Origin of the sequence: Sciscionella sediminilitoris (assembly GCF_000737195.2) — a bacterium.
Taxonomy (GTDB): Bacteria; Actinomycetota; Actinomycetes; order Mycobacteriales; family Pseudonocardiaceae; genus Sciscionella; species Sciscionella sediminilitoris.
This window is the reverse complement of record NZ_JALM01000036.1, coordinates 1-17055: the sequence shown is the minus strand read 5'-3', so window position 1 is coordinate 17055 and position 17055 is coordinate 1. Positions and strand designations below refer to the sequence as shown.

The window sequence follows — 17055 nt, the reverse complement described above, 5'->3', positions numbered from 1 at the left end:
GACGTCACCACGGAGACGTCATTTCCCTCTCACAGTTCAAGAGCGCGGGAAAGGGGCCAGACGAACGTGATCAAGGTGCTGCTTGCCGACGACGAGGACCTCGTCCGATCAGGGCTGCGCATGATCCTGTCCAGCGCGGGGGACATCGAGATCGTCGCCGAATGCGATGACGGGATCGGGGTTCCCGAACTCGCGCTCCGCCACCAGCCGGACGTCGTACTGCTCGACATCCGGATGCGCACCACGGACGGGCTCGCCGCACTGCGCAAACTGCGCACCCTGCCGCATCCGCCCTCGGTGGCCATGCTGACCACGTTCGACGTGGACGAATACGTGAGCGAGGCACTGCGCATCGGGGCGAGCGGTTTCCTGCTCAAGGACACCGATCCGCACCAGCTCGTGCGCGCGGTACGGGATCTGGCCGCGGGCGGGGCGGTGCTCGATCCCGGGGTCGCCGCGCGGGTGCTGGCCACCGTCGCCGACGGGGAACGTGCGGCCGAACCGGCGCGGCGGATGCTCGACTCGCTTTCCGCGCGGGAACGCGATGTTCTCGCGCTGATCGGCCAGGGGCTCTCGAACGCGGAGATCGGCGGGCGGCTGCACCTCTCCGAGGCCACCGTGAAGGGCTACGTGTCCTCGGTGCTCGGCAAGATCGGCGCGGTGAACCGGGTGCAGGCTGCACTCGTCGCCTATCGGGGCGGACTCATCGCCTGACGCGGTACCGTCCGGTTATGACGGCCGATGTGCAGGTACCTGAAGTGACTGGGGTTGTCGGTGGCGGGACGATGGGCGCGGGAATCGCCCACGTGCTGCTGGAGCGCGGTTCGCAGGTGACCGTCGCCGAGGCTTCCGCGGAACGTGCCGCGGCGGCCCGGGACGCGGTCGCGGCCTCGCTGAACAAGGCCGCCGAGCGCGGCAAGCTCGGCATCACCCCGGAGAAGCTGCTCGCCCACCTGTCCACAGTGGACTCGATCGCCGGGCTGCCGGAGAACGCGGGCCTCGTCGTGGAGGCCGTCCCGGAACGGCTCGAGCTCAAGCAGCAGGTGATCGCCGAACTCGGCACGGTCTGCCCGGACGCGGTGCTCGCCACGAACACCTCCTCGCTCTCGATCGGCGCCATCGCGCGGGCAGGCGCGCGCGAGCGAGTGGTCGGCATGCACTTCTTCAACCCGGTCCCCGCGCAGCAGCTCGTGGAACTGGTGATCCACGAGGACCTGGACGAGCGGATCCTGGCCAGTGCCCGGACCTTCGTGGACGCGCTCGGCAAGACCGGCATCGAGGTGCGGGACTTCCCCGGATTCGCCACCTCCCGGCTCGGTGTCGCGGTCGGGCTCGAGGCGATCCGGATGCTGGAGGACGGGGTCGCGAGCGCGGAGGACATCGACACCGGGATGACGCTCGGCTACCGCTGGCCGATGGGCCCGCTGCGGCTGACCGACCTCGTCGGGCTCGATGTGCGGCTGGCCATCGCCGAACACCTCGCCGTGGAACTCGGCCCGCGGTTCGAGCCGCCGAAGCTGCTGCGGGAGAAGGTCGAACGCGGGGAGCTGGGCCGCAAGAGCGGTCGCGGATTCTTCACATGGTGAAGTTCACCGTCCGGCCCTACACCATCGAGGACCGCGAACCGGCCTTCCAGCTGCGCAGGCTGGCCTTCGGCGGGCCACGCATCAGCGCCGGCTGGGAGGCCTCGCGGGACGGATGGCGCGGGTTCGTCGCCGAGGATGGCGGGCAGCTGGCCGGATTCGCCCGGGTGCACGCGCACGGCCAGTTCTTCGGCGGCCGATCGGTGCCGATGGGCGGGGTCGCCGCGGTCTGCGTCGCCCCGCACGCGCGCGGACACGGGATCGCCGGGCAGCTGCTGCGCGCCTGCCTCGAATCGATGCGCGAACACGGCCAGGCGATCAGCGCCCTTTTCGCCTCGGTCCCGCCGCTCTACCGTGCCCATGGCTGGGAGTACTGCGGGGTCGGGCAGTCGGTGTCACTGCGCCCGGAATTCCTGCGGCTGGCCGGGAAACCCGTCGGCGAAGCGAGCATCCGCAGGCCGCGCGAGTCCGATGTGGACAGCATGCGCAAGTGGTACACGGAATTCGCCTCCGGGGTGGACGGCATGCTCGACCGCACTGAGCTCGGCTACCCGGCAGCGGATGTGCTCTCCGCCGATGTGTGCGAGCTCGTGGACGGCCGCGGTTACCTGACCGCGCGCCGGGAGAACGAGCCCTGGCTGCAGGTGCAGGACTTCATCGCCCGCGACCGGGACACCGCGCTTGCCCTGTTCGGCTCGCTGGCCAGCTGGTCCGGGCAGCTGGACGAGATCCGGCTGCCGGTGCTCGACCCCGCGGTGCACGACCTGGTGCTCGGCTGGCCAGAGTTCAGCACCGTCTACACGCATCCCTGGATGCTGCGCGTCGTGGATCTGGAGGCCGCGCTGCACGCCCGCGGCTGGCCGAGCGCCGAGCTGCTGCGCCCGGCCGCGGTGGACATCGAACTGATCGACGAGGTCGCGCCCTGGCAGGCCGGGCGGTACCGGATCGAGGTGGACGGCGAGGTCGGCGTGCACCGCGGCGGCAGCGGTGCGGTCCGGTTCACCGCGCGCGGGATCGCCGCCTGGTTCGGGGGCACCGCGACCATGGATTCGCTGCGGCGCAACGGGCTCGCCGCGGGTGACCGGGAACACGACACGGTGCTGGACACGCTCACCGGTGCACCCAGGGTGCCCAGACTCGGTAACCATCAGTGGTGACCTGGCCACAACCAGCGAAAAACACCAGCGGACTCAGCGCGGTCTCAGCTTGGTGGGTAACACTGTGTTCATGCGGATCCTTGTCGTCGACGACGATCGTGCCGTGCGCGAATCGCTGCGGCGCTCGTTGCAGTTCAACGGCTACCAGGTGGAACTGGCCGGAGACGGCCAGCAGGCGCTGGAGCTGATCGCCGATGCGCGCCCGGACGCGATGGTGCTCGACGTGATGATGCCCCGCCTCGACGGGCTCGAGGTGTGCAGGCGACTGCGTGGCGAAGGCGATGACCTGCCCATTCTCGTACTCACCGCACGTGACGCGGTCTCCGACCGGGTCTCCGGGCTGGACGCGGGCGCCGATGACTACCTGCCCAAGCCGTTCGCCCTCGAGGAACTGCTCGCCAGAATGCGCGCCCTGCTGCGCCGTTCGGCTGCCGAGGCCGAGCAGGCCAACACCCCGGCGATGCGGTTCGCCGATCTGGAGCTGGACCCCGGCACCCGCGAGGTGCGCAGGGGGGAGCGCTCGATGAGCCTCACCAGGACCGAGTTCGCCCTGCTCGAACTGTTCATGGCACACCCGAAGCAGGTACTGACCAGGGGCCGCATCCTCGAGGATGTGTGGGGCTACGACTTCCCCACCTCGGGAAACGCGCTCGAAGTCTACGTCGGTTACCTGCGCCGCAAGACCGAGGCGGACGGGGAACCGCGGCTGATCCACACCGTGCGCGGCGTCGGTTACGTGCTGCGCGAGACCCCGCCGTGAGGTCATCGAGGTGAGGCAAGCAGTACCGGGCAGGCGGTTCTCGCTGCGGGCGAGGCTGACCCTGCTCACCGCCGTATGCGTGGCCGGAGCGGTCGCGGTCGTCTCACTCGGTGCCTTCCTCACCGTGCAGTCCAATCTGTACGGCCAGGTCGGCACCGATCTGCTGCAGCGCGCCTACGCGGCATCCAAGCAGGCACCGAGCCCTGATCGCGGCGGGCTCACGCTGACCTTCGGCAACCAGCTCGCGGTCTCGGACACCAGTTTCGACGTGGTCGACGTGAACGGCGACTCGCACGTGGTCGGGCGGAATCCGCGCGCCTTCAACGACTCCCTCATCGGTCCCGCCGAGCGGGAGGTCGCCGCGGGCACCGCGGCCTATTCCACCCGCGTGGAGCAGGGCAGACAGGTCGTGGCGGTGCCCTATCTCGACGGCTACGCCCTGGTGGTCGCGCAATCGCTCGGCCCGCAGAAGGAAGTACTCAAACGGCTGGCCCTGGTGCTGATCGTGGTCTCCGGGGCGGGGATCGTGGTCGCCGCGCTCGCCGGGACCGCCGTGGCCCGTGGCGGGCTGCTCCCGGTGCAGCGGCTCACCGCCGCCACCGAACGGGTCGCCGCGACCAATGACCTGCGCCCGATCCCGGTCACCGGGGACGACGAGCTCGCCAGGATGACCACCAGTTTCAACGCGATGCTCGCCGCGGTCGCGCTCTCCCAGGAACGACAACGCCAGCTGGTCGCGGACGCGGGGCACGAACTACGCACCCCGCTCACCTCGCTGCGCACCAATGTGGAACTGCTCGTCGCCTCGGAGAAGGCCGCGAGCTCGCACAGCGGTCCGACGCTCACCGAGACCGACCGCGAGGAGATCTACGCGGACGTGCGCGCCCAGCTGGACGAGCTGACCACGCTGATCGGGGATCTGGTGGAACTCGCCCGCGAGGACGGGGCCGAGATCGTGTCCGAGCGGGTCGAGCTGAACGACGTCGTGGAGCGGGCCGTGGAACGCGCCCAGCGCCGCGCGGGTGACGTCCGCTTCGAGGTGAGCCTGTACCCATGGGTGCTCGAGGGCGATCCGGCCACGCTCGAGCGCGCGGTACTGAACCTGCTGGACAACGCGGTGAAGTTCAGCCCTTCCGAGGGCACCGTCGCGCTGCGCATGGCGCCGACCGGGGACGGCACGGTGACCATCGAGGTCGCCGACTCCGGGCCCGGGATCGCCGATGTCGATCTGCCCAAGGTCTTCGAGCGTTTCTACCGGTCCTCCGAGGCGCGCACCATGCCCGGTTCCGGGCTCGGGCTGGCCATCGTGAAGCAGTCGATCGTGCGGCACGGCGGTACCGTGTTCGCCGGGCGTTCCGCGGACGGCGGCGCGCTGCTGACGATCCGGTTACCCGGCGGACCGGTCTGAGGGGCGACCACGGACCGCGCGCGCCGTTGGGCCGTTCGGTGAGCTTGATCGGCCACCTGGGCGAGATGTTCGAGTCTGTTGGATTCGGTGCGTGTGCGGCCGCGGAGCTCGGTGACGAACTGGTCTCATGTGCGCCTGTTGTCGGCAACAATGCCGTCTTTCCGTCCCACTCTCAAGTGTTCGACTGTGTAGAATCTTGATTGTTCCACGGTCGGGGCGAATAGAGGTGGCACAGTGCTGGCGCGGCAGCGGCAGTCGCTGATCCTTGAACAGGTGCGCAAAACGGGCGCGGTCCGGGTCAGCGAACTCGTCGAGCAACTCGGGGTTTCCGATATGACGGTGCGCCGCGACCTGGATGTGCTCGCCGGACGTGGACTTGTCGACAAAGTGTACGGCGGAGCGACCTCGGTCGTCGGGAACAGCACCGAAGAACCGGGCTTCGAGGCGAAATCGGTGCGCCAGCTCGTGGAGAAGGAAGCGATCGGGGCACTCGCCGCGAAGATCGTCCGCCCCTCCACCGCGCTCGGCCTCTCCGCGGGAACCACGACCTGGACCCTGGCCCACTACCTCGCCGACATCCCCGACCTGACCATCGTCACGAACTCCACCCGGATCGCCGAGGTGCTGCAGAGCCCGCACCGCCCGGACCGGACGGTGGTGCTCACCGGCGGGGTGCGCACCCCATCGGACGCGCTCGTCGGGCCGATCGCGGTGAACACCATGGCGAACCTGCACCTGGACCTGCTCTTCCTCGGGGTGCACGGGATGGCGGCCCGGTCCGGGTTCACCACGCCGAACCTGGAAGAGGGCCAGGCGAACCGGGCGTTCATCGACGCGGCCGCACGCACCGTCGTGCTCGCCGATCACACCAAGTGGGGCACCGTCGGCATCTCCACGATCGCGGACCTCACCGAGGCCGATGTCCTGGTCACCGATGACCGCATCGAGGAGGATGCGCGTACCGTGCTCTCCGAGCACGTCGGTGAGCTGCACATCGCCGCCCCGCACCGCAGGGGCTCGGCGACCGCGTGACACCGATGAGCCAGAGCCGCTGAGAACCCAGGCCCGATGAGAACGGAGAACACCCGCCGCGTGCGCAAGACAACCGCGAAACTCGCCGATGGCCGCGAGATCGTCTACTTCGACGACTCCCCGGACGCGCCCGCGCGCACGGCCGTGGACACCAGGGACCTCCCGGAACCCGCGCCGTACTCGGAGATCCGGCTCGATCCGCTCTCCGGGGAATGGGTCGGCCTCGCCGCGCACCGGCAGACCCGCACCTACAAACCGCCCGCCGAGGTCTGCCCGCTGTGCCCCTCGGCGCCCGGGCATCCGAGCGAGATCCCGGAATCCGATTACGACGTCGCCGTCTTCGAGAACCGCTTCCCCTCGTTCGCGACCGAGGTCCCGGAAGTCAAGACCGAGGTGGTGCCCGGCATTCCGCTGGTGCGCAGGGCTCCGGGACGCGGGCGCTGCGAGGTCGTCTGCTTCACCTCCGAGCACTCCAGCTCGTTCGCCGAACTCTCCCCCTCCCGGGTGCGCACCGTCGTCGACGCGCTCGCGGACCGCACCAGCGCGCTCGGCGAGATCCCCGGGGTGGAGCAGGTCTTCCCGTTCGAGAACCGCGGCGAGGACATCGGGGTCACCCTCTCGCATCCGCACGGGCAGATCTACGGCTATCCGTTCATCACCCCGAAGACCGAGAAACTGCTCGCCCGCGCGGGGGAACACAAGCGCGCCACCGGAAGGGCGCTGATGGGCGATCTGCTCGCCGGGGAACGCGCGAGCCGGGAGCGGATCATCGCCGAATCCGAGCACTGGACCGCGTTCGTGCCCGCGGCCGCGCGCTGGCCGGTCCAGGTGCAGCTGGTCCCGCACCGGCAGGTCCCGGACATTCCCGCGCTCACCGAGGCCGAACGCGAGGACTTCGCTCCCGTGTACCTCGACGTGCTGCGCCGCCTGGACGCGCTCTACGACCTGCGCCTGCCCTATATCGCCGCCTGGCACCAGGCCCCGGTACACACCGGGCGCGAACTCGCCTGGCTCTACCTCGAGGTGTTCTCCATTCGCCGGAGTGCGGATAAATTGAAGTACCTGGCGGGCTCGGAGTCCGGGATGGCGGTGTGGATCAACGACGTCACCCCGGAACAGATCGCCGAGAAGCTGAGGGCGGCCGGGTAGACGACAGGGAGGCGCCGTGGACACCGAGGAACCGGACCGAGCACCACGACACCTCAGGGGCGGCCTGTTCTTCGGCGCGCTGCTGCTCGTGCTGGTCATCGGCGGGCTCGCCGGTGCCGTCGGCGGTTACCTCGCCGGGTCCAACGAGCAGCCGAGTACCCAGGCACCGACGCCCAACTCCCTGGACGCGCCGCCACCCGCCCAGCACACCGCTGCCGCGCCCGCGGGCACCGTGGAGGCCGCCGCGCAACACGTGCTGCCGACCGTCGTCGAGCTACAGTCCTCCGGCGGGCGCGGTGGGGTGACCGGTTCCGGCGTGGTGTTCAGCCATGACGGGCTGATCCTGACCAACGAGCACGTCGTCACCGGGGGCGGCGGGGATCCGCTCGTCGCCTACTGGCAGGACGGGCGCACCGCGACGGTCCGGGTGGTCGGCACCGATCCGACCTCCGATCTCGCCGTGGTGCGCGCCGAGGGCGTCGGCGAGGTTCCCGCGGCGAACTTCGGGCGTTCCGACGATCTGCGGGTCGGCCAGCAGGTCGTCGCCTTCGGTGCCCCGTTCCGCCTCGCGGGCACCGTGACCACCGGGATCGTCTCCGCGCTGCACCGGCCGACCCGCGCGGGCGGCGGCCAGGGTGAACAGGCGACCGTGATGGACGCGGTGCAGACCGATGCCGCGATCAACCCCGGTAATTCCGGTGGCCCGCTGGTCGCGCTCGACGGCACCGTGGTGGCCATCAACTCGGCGATCTACAGCCCGCCGACCAGTGGGCTCGGCAACGGTGAGGAGCCGCGCGGCAATCTCGGGCTCGGTTTCGCCATCCCCATCGACCAGGCCAAGCGGATCGGCAGGGATCTCGCCGAGAAGGGCACCACCACCCAGTCCGTGCTCGGGGTCAGCGTGCGCGACGATCCCCGCCGCGGCGCCGTGGTCATCGAGGTCACCCCGGGCGGCCCCGGCCAGCGCGCGGGCATCCAGACCGGCGAGGTGATCACCGGGGTGGACGGGCGCCCGATCGATTCCGCGGACGCGCTCGTGGCCGCGGTGCATGCCGCCGCACCGGGCACGACGCTGAGCCTCGCGGCCGGCTCCCGCACCGTGCGCGCCACCCTCGACGGCAAGCAGGTCGGGCGGCGCTGAACCGGTTTCCCGGCGGAGAACCGGACGGGCGTACCCGTTACGGTGTTCCGTATGGAACGAAGCACCCTGCGGGTCGGGCGCGCACTCGTGGTCATCGTGGACGACCGGGTCACGCACACCGAACACGAAGACACGATGGGACCGCTTGTCACCGAGCTGCTCGAGGAAGCAGGGTTCATCGTCGACGGAGTCGTCGAGGTGCGCGGTGAGGCCGTCGACATCCGTAATGCGCTGAACACCGCCGTCATCGGCGGTGTGGACCTGGTCATCACCGTCGGCGGGACCGGGGTCTCGCCGCGGGATGTCACCCCGGACGCCACTGCCGGTGTGCTGGACCGGCCGATCCCGGGCATCGCCGAGGCACTGCGCTCCTCCGGCCTCGCCGCGGGCGCGGTCGACGCGGGCATCTCCCGTGGGCTCGTGGGCGTCTCCGGGAGCACCCTCGTGGTCAACCTCGCCGCTTCCCGTTCCGCGGTGCGCGACGGTATGGCGACGCTGGCCTCCCTTGTCCCGCACGTGATCGAGGAACTCTCCGGCCTCTGATCCGGACACCTGCGGGGAGACGGCCGTGGGCACCTTCGTCCTCATCCCGGGCGCGGGATACGCCGCGAGCTGCTGGGATCCGCTCGCCGCCGAATTGCGCGACCGCGGGCACACCGCGGTCGCCGTCGAGCTGCCGAGCGCGGACGAATCCTGCGGCCTCGCCGAGTACGCCGAGGCCGTTGTCCGGGCCGCCGCCGGGTATCCGGACCCGGTGCTGGTCGCGCACTCGTTCAGCGGCTTCTTCGCCCCGCTGGCCTGCGCGCGGTTGCGCGTCCGCTCGCTCATCCTGCTCGCTGCCATGGTGCCGGTCACGGGCGAGCGGCCGCGGCAGTGGTGGGTGAACACCGGCCAGGTGGCCGCCCAGCGCGCGACCGGGTTCGACCACGAGGACCCCGAGGAGCTCTTCTACCACGGCTTTGCACCCGAGCTACGGGCCAAGGCCCGGGAATGCGAGCGCGCGCAGGCGGGCACCCCGTTCGATCAGCCATGGCCACTGGAGGGCTGGCCGGATGTGCCGACCAGGTTCGTCCTGTTCCGGGAGGACCGCCTGTTCCCCGCCGCGTTCATGCGCCGCCTCGGACGCGAGCGGCTCGGCCTGACCGCCGAGGAGCTGCCCGGCGGTCACTTGGCCGTGCTCAGCCATGCGACCGAGCTCGCCGCCCACATCCTGGGCGAGTGATCAGGCTCGGTCGATCAGGCGCCGCCGCCCTGGGGTGGCTTCGGTTCCTCCGGCTTGTCCTGCTCCCCCGGTTTGGCCGCGGAGTCGTTACCCGCCGCCGAACCCGAACCGCCCGCGGAGTCCTCGGGGCGTTCGAGGGCGTCACCGATCTTGCTGCTCACCGAGTTGATCTGGTCGCTGTAGCGCCCGCCGGTCGCCTTGTCCAGGCTGGATGCCGCGGTGTCCACGCCCTTGGCCGCGAAATCCGCCGCGCGCTCGGCGATCGGGCCCGCCTTGTCCGCGACCTTCTCGGCGAGCGGACCCGCCTTCTCGGCCGCCTCGGCCGCGAGTTCGGTCGCCCTGTCCCTTGCTTGGTTGGCGAAATCCTTCGCCTTGTCCATGAAGCTCATGAGCTCGCTCCTACCTCGTCGTACTCTGGGACAATACCGGCATGCGGCCAGATGAGCAGTCCGAACAACGCGAGCGCGCGGCCAGGCGCGCCCGGCTCGAAGCGGTGTTCGGTTCGGTGCTGCCGGACACCACCGCCGATGAGCGCGATGAAGCCGGTCGGCATGGCCGGACGGATGAGGAGTACCTCAGCGACCGTCCGCCACACCACGGCTGACACCCGGCCGGGAACCGCTCCCTCAGCTGGAGTTGCGTTCCCGGAGCAGATCGCGGATCTCGGTGAGCAGCTCCGTCTCGGTCGCCTCGGCCACTTCCTCCTTCTTCCTGCGGTCGAGGATCTTCTTCAACGGCACCACGAGGAAGAAGTAGACGGCGGCGGCGATGATGAAGAAGTTGATGACCGCCGTGATGATCGCACCGAGGTCGATCGTCGATTTCGGATTGCCGTCCACGAGCTGGAGCGCCAGCCCCTGGATGTTCGTGCCGCCGATCGCCGCGATGAGCGGCTTGATCAGGTTGTTCACCACCGCGGTGACCATCGCCGTCGTGGCGGTACCGATCACGACCGCAATCGCCAGCTCCATGACGTTGCCGCGTGAGATGAACTCCTTGAACCCCTTCAACATGGGTAATTCCTCTCCCGAAGTACCAATATCCCTACTGGAGCGTAACGGTCACCTCCCGATGCAGTGAGGACGCCGCGACCCGGTGGGCTGTGTCGGCGGGCAGCGCGAGCACCACGAGCCTGCCGTCCCGGTCCCCCTTGGCCGAGCTGGCCGACGCGGCCGACTCCGCCGCCGGGGGCACGGTGACCACGCGGGCCCCGGTCGCGAGTACCTGCCCCTGGCCGGTATCCGCGTCCCCTGCGATCACGTCGACGAGCGTGCCGGGGTGCAGCAGCCCGGCGATCGCCGTGTCCCCGAGCCGCACCGGGACCGCCACCCGTCCCGGCCCCGCGCTGGCCGGACCGGCGAGCCGGGTGTCGGTGAGCTGTTCCCCGGCGCGCGCGGCACCGGCGAGCGCCCTGCCTTCGGCCTGACCCACGGAGGTGAGCGCCCCCGCCGGGATCGCGTTCGCCGGCGTCAGGCGTACCCGGAGATCGGCGGCACGCAACCGGACTCCGGAGTCGAGGTCGTGTGCCGTGGTCAGCACCGGGCGCATCGGTCCCGCGCTCGCGGGCCCGGGGAGCAGGGCGAGCACGATCGCGAGCACGAACAGGGCACCGGCGAGCAGCCGTCTGAGCAACACCGTGCGCGGCCACAGCCGGTTCGCCAAGGCCGGTCCCAGTCGCTCGCGCAACGGCGTACGCAGGGAGTTCGTTGTCATGCCCCGACGTTAGCCAGGAATCGCCCGCCCGGAACCCCGCACCGGAAATCTGTGGATGAGCACCCCGCCTGTGGACAACCCGGCATACAGACTCGGCGCTCGGCTCAGTGGCAGGAACGGCTCCTGCCGAGGGTTTCCACGGCACCCGCGCCGGGCCGTGTCCACTGCGGAACCGGGCGGCTGGTCGGTCCCCAGGTGGGATTCCCGTCCGCGTCCGAGCGCCAGGACCAGCAGATCGGCACACCGTGTCCGCCGGTCGGCGCACCGGCATCGGGGGCTTCCGGCCAGCCGTCCGGAGAGTCCTCCCAGGGTTCGCGGCGACCGTAGGGCGTCAGGTCGAGCAGCCCGAGGGACCCGTTGGCCGGTTCGTTCCCCCGGGCGGTCGTGGAATAGGTGAGGAAGGTCCGCTCGCCATCACGAAGGAAACAGCAGAGGTACCCCATGTCCCCGCCGACGGGCTCGGCCACTCCACGCACCGAATACCAGGGCTGGGCGTAGCCCATGAACTCGACATAAGCGGCCACCTCGTCCCATTCGCCCGTGGTCAGGATGGCGAGCGAGACCCCGCGGGCGTTGAGGTAGACGGCATCCTTCAGATGCCAGGCGGTGGTCGTGCAGCCCTCGCACTGCCCCTGGTGCGGCGCACCGTCGTACCACATGTGCTTGTAGACCACGAGTTCCTCGCGGCCCTGGAACAGCTCGAGGAACGGGACCGGTCCGTCCGGTCCGGACACCTCGACCGATCCGTCGAATTCCACCATCGGCAACCGCCTGCGGGCCGCGGCGAGGGCGTCCCCGGCCCGGGTGTGGGCCTTCTCGCGGGCCAGGAGCTCATCCCTGGCGGCCTGCCAGGTGGCCTGGTCGACCACGGGTGGGCGACCGGGCAACGCGGTGGCCGGGTTGTTCGGCGTCATGGTGTCCTCCGTGCCGTCGTTCGAACGTTGACGCTTACCCGTCGAACGGCGCACGGCGGAATCGACAAGCCGCCGGGCAGAGGTTCAGGAGGCGGCCTTCGTCGTCGAGGAAGACGAAGAGGAGGAAGAGGAGGAAGAGGAGGAAGAGCTGCTGGAACTCGAACTCGAATCCGAGGACTTCGCGGAATCACTCGAACCGGAGGACGACGAGGACGAGGACGAGGACTCCGTGGAGCTCTTCGCGGACTCGCTCGCGGTGTTCCCGTTCGACCTGCTGTCCGTGCGGTAGAAGCCGCTGCCCTTGAATACGATGCCGACCGAGCCGAACAGCTTACGCAACTTGCCGGAGCATTCCGGGCAGGTCGTCAGCGAGTCCTCGGAGAACGACTGCACCTGCTCGAACCGGTGTCCGCATTCGGTGCACGCGTATTGGTAGGTGGGCACAGAGAAGTCCTTTCACTTAGCACTCCCCAGCGTAGAGTGCCAGACACCATTTTGCGCTATGTGTTCCACAGCGCGCAAACGAACCCAGGAAATATCACAGTGCCCGCAGCCCGCCGCGCGGGGTGAGCACGTGACTCATCCGCACGTCATGGTCCTCGGCGGGCAGCTCGGTGAGGAATTCCTCGTCCCGGACCACGGCGATGAGCGGGCACCCGAGCCCGCCGATGCTCCGGTCGTAATAGCCGCCGCCCTTGCCGAGCCGAACCCCGCGGGTGTCCACCGCGAGTGCGGGCACCAGCATCGCCGAGACCTCCGCGAGCGCCTCCGGGCCGAGCGCCTCGGTGTCCGGTTCGCCGATCCCGAACCGGCCGGTGCGCAGCATGCCTTCGTACGGCGCCCAGTGCAGCACCTCCCCGTCGATGACCGGGAGCAACACCCGCGCTCCGCCGCCGCGCAACGCGTCCAGCATGCCGACGTCGCCGGGCTCGGTGGCCAGCGGCACGTAGGCGCACACCGTGCCCCCGAGTCGCGCCACGCCGACCGCCTCGGCGAGCAACCGCGCATCTTCGTTGCGCTGCCCCGGATCGAGCGCACGTCGCTGCGCACGCAGCGACGCACGCCAAGCCGCCTTGTCCACGATTCCCTCACCAACCGGTTAGGCTCGCGTGCATGAGCTCAGCGAGCACCTTCCATACTGCCATCGTGCCCGCCGCGGGACTCGGTACGCGCTTCTTGCCAACGACCAAGGCCGTTCCGAAAGAACTACTCCCCGTGGTGGATACGCCGGGCATCGAGCGGATCGCGGCCGAGGTCGCCGAGGCGGGCGCGAACCGCATGGTCATCGTGGCCAATGCGGACAAGGCAGCGCTCGCCGACTACTTCCGGCCCCAGCCCACGCTCGAGGCCACGCTCGCCGACCGAGGCAAGAACGACCTGCTCGCGAAGGTCCGCAGGGCTCCCGATCTGATCGAGGTGGTCACCGCGGAACAACCGGAACCGCTCGGCCTCGGGCACGCCGTCGGTTGCGCTGAAGGCCAGCTGGGACCCGAGGACGAGGCGGTCGCGGTACTGCTCCCCGACGATCTGGTGCTCCCGGTCGGGGTGCTGAACAGAATGGCGCAGGTGCGCGCCGAGTATGGCGGAAGCGTGCTGTGTGCCTTCGACATCCCGCGCGAGCAGATTTCCCCGTTCGGGGTCTTCGACGTCGAGGAGACCGCCGAAGCGGACGTCAAACAGGTCAAGGGCATGGTCGAGAAACCGGCCCCGGAGGACGCGCCGTCGACGTTCGCCGCGGCCGGGCGCTACCTGCTCGACCGCGCGATCTTCGACGCGCTGCGCCGGATCACCCCGGGAGCGGGCGGGGAACTGCAGCTCACCGACGCCGTGGCGCTGCTGATCGAGGAAGGGCATCCGGTGCACATCGTGGTGCACCAGGGCAGCAGGCACGACCTCGGCAACCCCGGCGACTTCCTGAAAGCCTCCCTCGACTTCGCCCTGGACCACCCCGACTACGGGCCCGCGCTGCGTGCCTGGCTGCATGAACGGCTCGGCTGACATGAGAGCAGTTACCGAACAGCTCGAGAAGGTGCTCGCCGCCGCGGTGCGGCCCTCCCCCGTGCGCGTCGCGATCTCCGAGGCGCAGGGGCTGATCTGCGGTGAGGAGGTCGTCGCGGAGCACGCCCTTCCCGGGTTCGACCAGGCAGCGGTGGACGGATACGCCGTGCGCAGCGTGGATGTGCGCACCGCGGGGACCGAACCGGTGCAGTTGCCCGTCGTCGGCGAGATCCCGCCCGGATCCCGCCAGCCACGGCGGCTGCAGCCCGGCCAGGCGGTCCGGGTCGCGACCGGTGCCCCGCTGCCCACGCTGGCCGACGCGGTCGTCCCCCTCGAACAGACCGACGGGCACCACTCCAAGGTCACCGTGCACGAACCGGTCCCCTCCGCCGCCTACGTGCGCCGGACCGGCGAGGACGTGCAGACCGGGGACGTCGCCGTGCGCAAGGGCTCGGCCATCGGATCCGCCCAGGTCGGCCTGCTCGCCGCGGTCGGAAGGGACAAGGTGCTGGTGCACCCGCGGCCCCGGGTCTCGATCATCTCCGTCGGCGACGAGCTCGTGGATGTGGACCGCACCCCGGGCGCGGGCCAGGTCTACGACGTGAACTCCTATGCCCTCGCGGCCGCGGCACGGGATGCGGGAGCCGAGGTGACCAGGGTCGGCATCGTGACCGGTGAGGCCAAACGTTTGCGGGAGGTCGTCGAAGGCCGGTTGCTGCTCTCCGAGGTTGTCGTCGTCGCAGGTGGGGTCGGTGGCGCCGCGGGTGACGACGTCGCATCCGCTCTCGCCGAACTGGGCAACATCGACACCACCCGGATCGCCATGCATCCCGGTTCCGCGCAGGGCTTCGGCAGGCTCGGCCCCGATGCGGTGCCGACCTTCCTGGTGCCGGGCAACCCGATGAGCGCGCTCGTGGTGTTCGAGGTGTTCGTGCGCCCGCTCATCCGCGCCGCACTCGGCAAGAAGAGCCCCAAGCGCAGGGAGATCTCCGCGAAATTGCTCTCCCCGCTCAGCTCGACCGAAGGGCGCGCGGGCTTCCTGCGTGGCCAGCTGCTCCGCGACTCGACAACCGGGGAATACCTCGTGCAACCACTCGGCACATCCGGTGCGCACCTGCTCGCCGCACTCGCCGAGGCGAACGCGCTGATCGTGGTGCCCGAGGAGGTCACCGACATCACCGCGGGCGAGAACGTCACGGTGAGCTTCCTCGCCCAGCGCGGGTGACGATGTCGTCGGCGATCGGCAAGGACCCGACGCTCGGGGACGGCGGGCGCCATCCCGGCTGGCCGGTCGGCCTCGGCCCGCTCACCGTGCCCGGCGGCACCCTGCGGTTGCGCAAACCCCGGTACCGGGACGCACGGGCGTGGAGCACCATCCGCTGCCGCGACATGGCCCACCTCGCGCCCTGGGAACCCACCGTTCCCGGCACCTGGGCAGAGCGCAATTCGCGCGCCGTCTGGTTCTCCCAGTGCTCCGGGCTGCGCGCACTCGGCCGCAGGGGAGCCTCGTATCCCTTCGTGATCACCGTGGATGGCGTTTTCGCCGGTCAGGTCACCATCGGCAACATCGTGCGCGGCGCGCTCTGCTCCGCCTGGGTCGGCTACTGGGTCGCCGCCGACCGGGTCCGCGGCGGACTGGCCACCGCATCCGTCGCCCTCGCCGTCGACCACTGCTTCCACCGCGGCGGACTGCACCGCATCGAGGCCACCGTGCGCCCGGAGAACACCGCGAGTATCGGCGTGCTCACCGGACTCGGGTTCCGGGAAGAGGGACTTTTCCGGCGCTACCTCGACGTGGCCGGGGACTGGCGCGACCACCTGTGCTTCGCCATCACCGCCGAAGAGACAGGCGAGGGACTCGTTTCCCGGCTCATCCGCTCCGGGCGCGCCGAATTTCGCCCTTGATCACATTCGGCGCGTCCTACCGAACGTTTGTGACTCCTGTGACTAACGTTGCGTCATGACGGTGCGCGGGAGTCGGGGAGGTGAGATGACATGCCTAGCTCATTGCTCGTCGGTGCACTCGTGCTGGCATGGCTGGTCGTCCTAGTACCGATGATCGCGCGGAAACGCCAAGTCGTAGCGCGGACCGCGGAAAGCGCCCTCGCCGCACGCGTAGTGCAGCGCACCGCGGGATCCGATGCCGCTGCCGAGGAGACGCAAGTGCCCGAAGCCGAGAATCTCTCCGTCGCCGACGACGAATCCACCGCCGAACTCCCCCTGCCCGAAGAGCGCGAGCAGGAACAACCGCCCGCCGAGTTCGAGCAGTCCGCCGACGAGCTCGCCGAAGAAGACGAGCGCGCCGACTACTACGAGGCCGACGAGGACACCGAACTCGAGGACGAACTCCCGCCGAGCGAAGAGGACGACTACGTCACCCGGCCCTACCGGCCAGGACGTGGCGGCTACAACGCCGAGGCCGCCGAACTCGCCGCCGCCGCCAAGTACGCACTCCGGCGCAAGATCGTCTTCGGTCTGCTCATCGCCATCGCGGCAAGCGTCATCCTCGCCATAGCCATCGCGCCCATCATCTACTGGGCCACCGGCGCACTCGGCGTCACCCTCGTCGGATACCTCACCTACCTGCGCAGGCAAGTGCGCATCGAGAACGACATCCGGGCCCGGCGCGCCGCCCGCCAGCGGCCCGCCCAGCACGTCGAAGAAGAGCAGCCCGAACAGGAACCCGCTCCCGAAGTACGGCACCACACCCCCACGCTGACCGTGCATCCCGGCGCCACCGTGGTCGACCACGACGACGAAGACCCCGCGTTCGCCGAGCTCGACGACCCCGAGGTCCTGCCCTATCGCAGGGCCGCCGGGCAGTGAGACCCGCCCGCGAGGGCACCGGACCCGACTGCTAAGCTTTTCGGGTACCAGGGGCTGTAGCGCAGTTGGTAGCGCGTCTCGTTCGCATCGAGAAGGTCAGGGGTTCGATTCCCCTCAGCTCCACGCAAATGGAAGGCTCGTGCTCGCGGAGA

The 17055-nt window shown here is 69.9% G+C and carries 21 protein-coding genes and 1 tRNA gene; 16 read left to right on the top strand and 6 right to left on the bottom strand.

Features of this window, described 5'->3' with window-relative positions; genetic code table 11:
• Positions 1–66: 66 nt before the first annotated feature.
• The 10 genes from AD72_RS16445 (at position 67) to AD72_RS16400 (ending at position 9452) form a co-directional block, all read left to right on the top strand.
• Positions 67–714 carry a response regulator gene (locus tag AD72_RS16445; protein WP_031467398.1) on the top strand — a complete coding sequence of 216 codons (648 nt, stop codon included), beginning with the start codon at positions 67–69 and terminating at the stop codon, positions 712–714.
• Between the two features lie 17 nt (positions 715–731).
• On the top strand, positions 732–1586 hold the full coding sequence (locus AD72_RS16440) for a 3-hydroxyacyl-CoA dehydrogenase family protein (RefSeq protein WP_031467397.1): 855 nt from the start codon (positions 732–734) through the stop codon (positions 1584–1586).
• Positions 1580–2740, top strand: coding sequence for a GNAT family N-acetyltransferase (locus AD72_RS16435; protein WP_051898687.1), 1161 nt, complete (start codon positions 1580–1582; stop codon positions 2738–2740). Before AD72_RS16440 ends, AD72_RS16435 begins: the two co-directional genes overlap by 7 nt.
• Before the next feature lie 70 nt (positions 2741–2810).
• A complete protein-coding gene (locus tag AD72_RS16430) occupies positions 2811–3500 on the top strand; it encodes a response regulator transcription factor (RefSeq protein ID WP_026197897.1) in 690 nt (229 codons plus the stop codon).
• A 10-nt stretch (positions 3501–3510) separates the two neighbouring features.
• Positions 3511–4908 carry a sensor histidine kinase gene (locus AD72_RS16425; protein WP_031467395.1) on the top strand — a complete coding sequence of 466 codons (1398 nt, stop codon included), beginning with the start codon at positions 3511–3513 and terminating at the stop codon, positions 4906–4908.
• Positions 4909–5142: 234 nt separating this feature from the next.
• The gene (locus AD72_RS16420) at positions 5143–5940 is read left to right on the top strand and encodes a DeoR/GlpR family DNA-binding transcription regulator (protein WP_020501098.1); all 798 of its coding nucleotides are present in this window, start codon (positions 5143–5145) and stop codon (positions 5938–5940) included.
• Positions 5941–5976: 36 nt separating this feature from the next.
• A complete protein-coding gene (gene galT, locus AD72_RS16415; RefSeq protein WP_425480771.1) occupies positions 5977–7089 on the top strand; it encodes a galactose-1-phosphate uridylyltransferase in 1113 nt (370 codons plus the stop codon).
• A gap of 16 nt (positions 7090–7105) precedes the next feature.
• Positions 7106–8230 (top strand): S1C family serine protease, encoded by a 1125-nt coding sequence (locus AD72_RS16410; RefSeq protein ID WP_051898686.1) that lies wholly within the window; start codon positions 7106–7108, stop codon positions 8228–8230.
• A 51-nt stretch (positions 8231–8281) separates the two neighbouring features.
• Positions 8282–8773, top strand: a complete 492-nt coding sequence (locus AD72_RS16405) for a MogA/MoaB family molybdenum cofactor biosynthesis protein (protein ID WP_037346130.1) — start codon at positions 8282–8284, stop codon at positions 8771–8773.
• 25 nt (positions 8774–8798) lie between these two features.
• Positions 8799–9452 carry an alpha/beta fold hydrolase gene (locus AD72_RS16400; protein WP_031467391.1) on the top strand — a complete coding sequence of 218 codons (654 nt, stop codon included), beginning with the start codon at positions 8799–8801 and terminating at the stop codon, positions 9450–9452.
• A 14-nt stretch (positions 9453–9466) separates the two neighbouring features.
• On the opposite strand, the gene AD72_RS16395 is transcribed toward AD72_RS16400, so the two are convergent.
• The gene (locus AD72_RS16395) at positions 9467–9841 is read right to left on the bottom strand and encodes an antitoxin (RefSeq protein WP_051898684.1); all 375 of its coding nucleotides are present in this window, start codon (positions 9839–9841) and stop codon (positions 9467–9469) included.
• Between the two features lie 41 nt (positions 9842–9882).
• Here AD72_RS16395 and AD72_RS37195 point away from each other — a divergent pair, with 41 nt between their 5' ends.
• Positions 9883–10056, top strand: coding sequence for a hypothetical protein (locus AD72_RS37195; protein WP_197284994.1), 174 nt, complete (start codon positions 9883–9885; stop codon positions 10054–10056).
• Positions 10057–10078: 22 nt separating this feature from the next.
• Here AD72_RS37195 and mscL read toward each other — a convergent pair whose 3' ends face one another.
• The 5 genes from mscL to AD72_RS16370 form a co-directional block, all read right to left on the bottom strand.
• Positions 10079–10465 carry a large conductance mechanosensitive channel protein MscL gene (gene mscL, locus AD72_RS16390; protein ID WP_031467389.1) on the bottom strand — a complete coding sequence of 129 codons (387 nt, stop codon included), beginning with the start codon at positions 10463–10465 and terminating at the stop codon, positions 10079–10081.
• A 31-nt stretch (positions 10466–10496) separates the two neighbouring features.
• Positions 10497–11165 (bottom strand): RcpC/CpaB family pilus assembly protein, encoded by a 669-nt coding sequence (locus AD72_RS16385; RefSeq protein ID WP_063890762.1) that lies wholly within the window; start codon positions 11163–11165, stop codon positions 10497–10499.
• Between the two features lie 104 nt (positions 11166–11269).
• On the bottom strand, positions 11270–12079 hold the full coding sequence (locus AD72_RS16380; RefSeq protein WP_031467387.1) for a DUF899 family protein: 810 nt from the start codon (positions 12077–12079) through the stop codon (positions 11270–11272).
• An 84-nt stretch (positions 12080–12163) separates the two neighbouring features.
• Positions 12164–12523 (bottom strand): FmdB family zinc ribbon protein, encoded by a 360-nt coding sequence (locus tag AD72_RS16375; RefSeq protein ID WP_031467386.1) that lies wholly within the window; start codon positions 12521–12523, stop codon positions 12164–12166.
• A 94-nt stretch (positions 12524–12617) separates the two neighbouring features.
• Positions 12618–13160: a 5-formyltetrahydrofolate cyclo-ligase gene (locus tag AD72_RS16370; protein WP_031467385.1), complete on the bottom strand. Its 543-nt coding sequence runs from the start codon at positions 13158–13160 to the stop codon at positions 12618–12620.
• Positions 13161–13192: 32 nt separating this feature from the next.
• Here AD72_RS16370 and AD72_RS16365 point away from each other — a divergent pair, with 32 nt between their 5' ends.
• The 5 genes from AD72_RS16365 (at position 13193) to AD72_RS16345 (ending at position 17026) form a co-directional block, all read left to right on the top strand.
• The gene (locus tag AD72_RS16365; RefSeq protein WP_031467384.1) at positions 13193–14077 is read left to right on the top strand and encodes a UTP--glucose-1-phosphate uridylyltransferase; all 885 of its coding nucleotides are present in this window, start codon (positions 13193–13195) and stop codon (positions 14075–14077) included.
• A 1-nt stretch (position 14078) separates the two neighbouring features.
• Complete coding sequence (gene glp / locus AD72_RS16360; protein ID WP_197284993.1) at positions 14079–15302, top strand: molybdotransferase-like divisome protein Glp; 1224 nt, start codon at positions 14079–14081, stop codon at positions 15300–15302.
• 2 nt (positions 15303–15304) lie between these two features.
• On the top strand, positions 15305–15982 hold the full coding sequence (locus AD72_RS16355; protein ID WP_031467382.1) for a GNAT family N-acetyltransferase: 678 nt from the start codon (positions 15305–15307) through the stop codon (positions 15980–15982).
• A gap of 90 nt (positions 15983–16072) precedes the next feature.
• Positions 16073–16903, top strand: coding sequence for a divisome protein SepX/GlpR (gene sepX, locus AD72_RS16350; protein WP_031467381.1), 831 nt, complete (start codon positions 16073–16075; stop codon positions 16901–16903).
• 50 nt (positions 16904–16953) lie between these two features.
• Positions 16954–17026: transfer RNA gene (locus AD72_RS16345), tRNA-Ala, on the top strand.
• Positions 17027–17055: the final 29 nt, after the last annotated feature.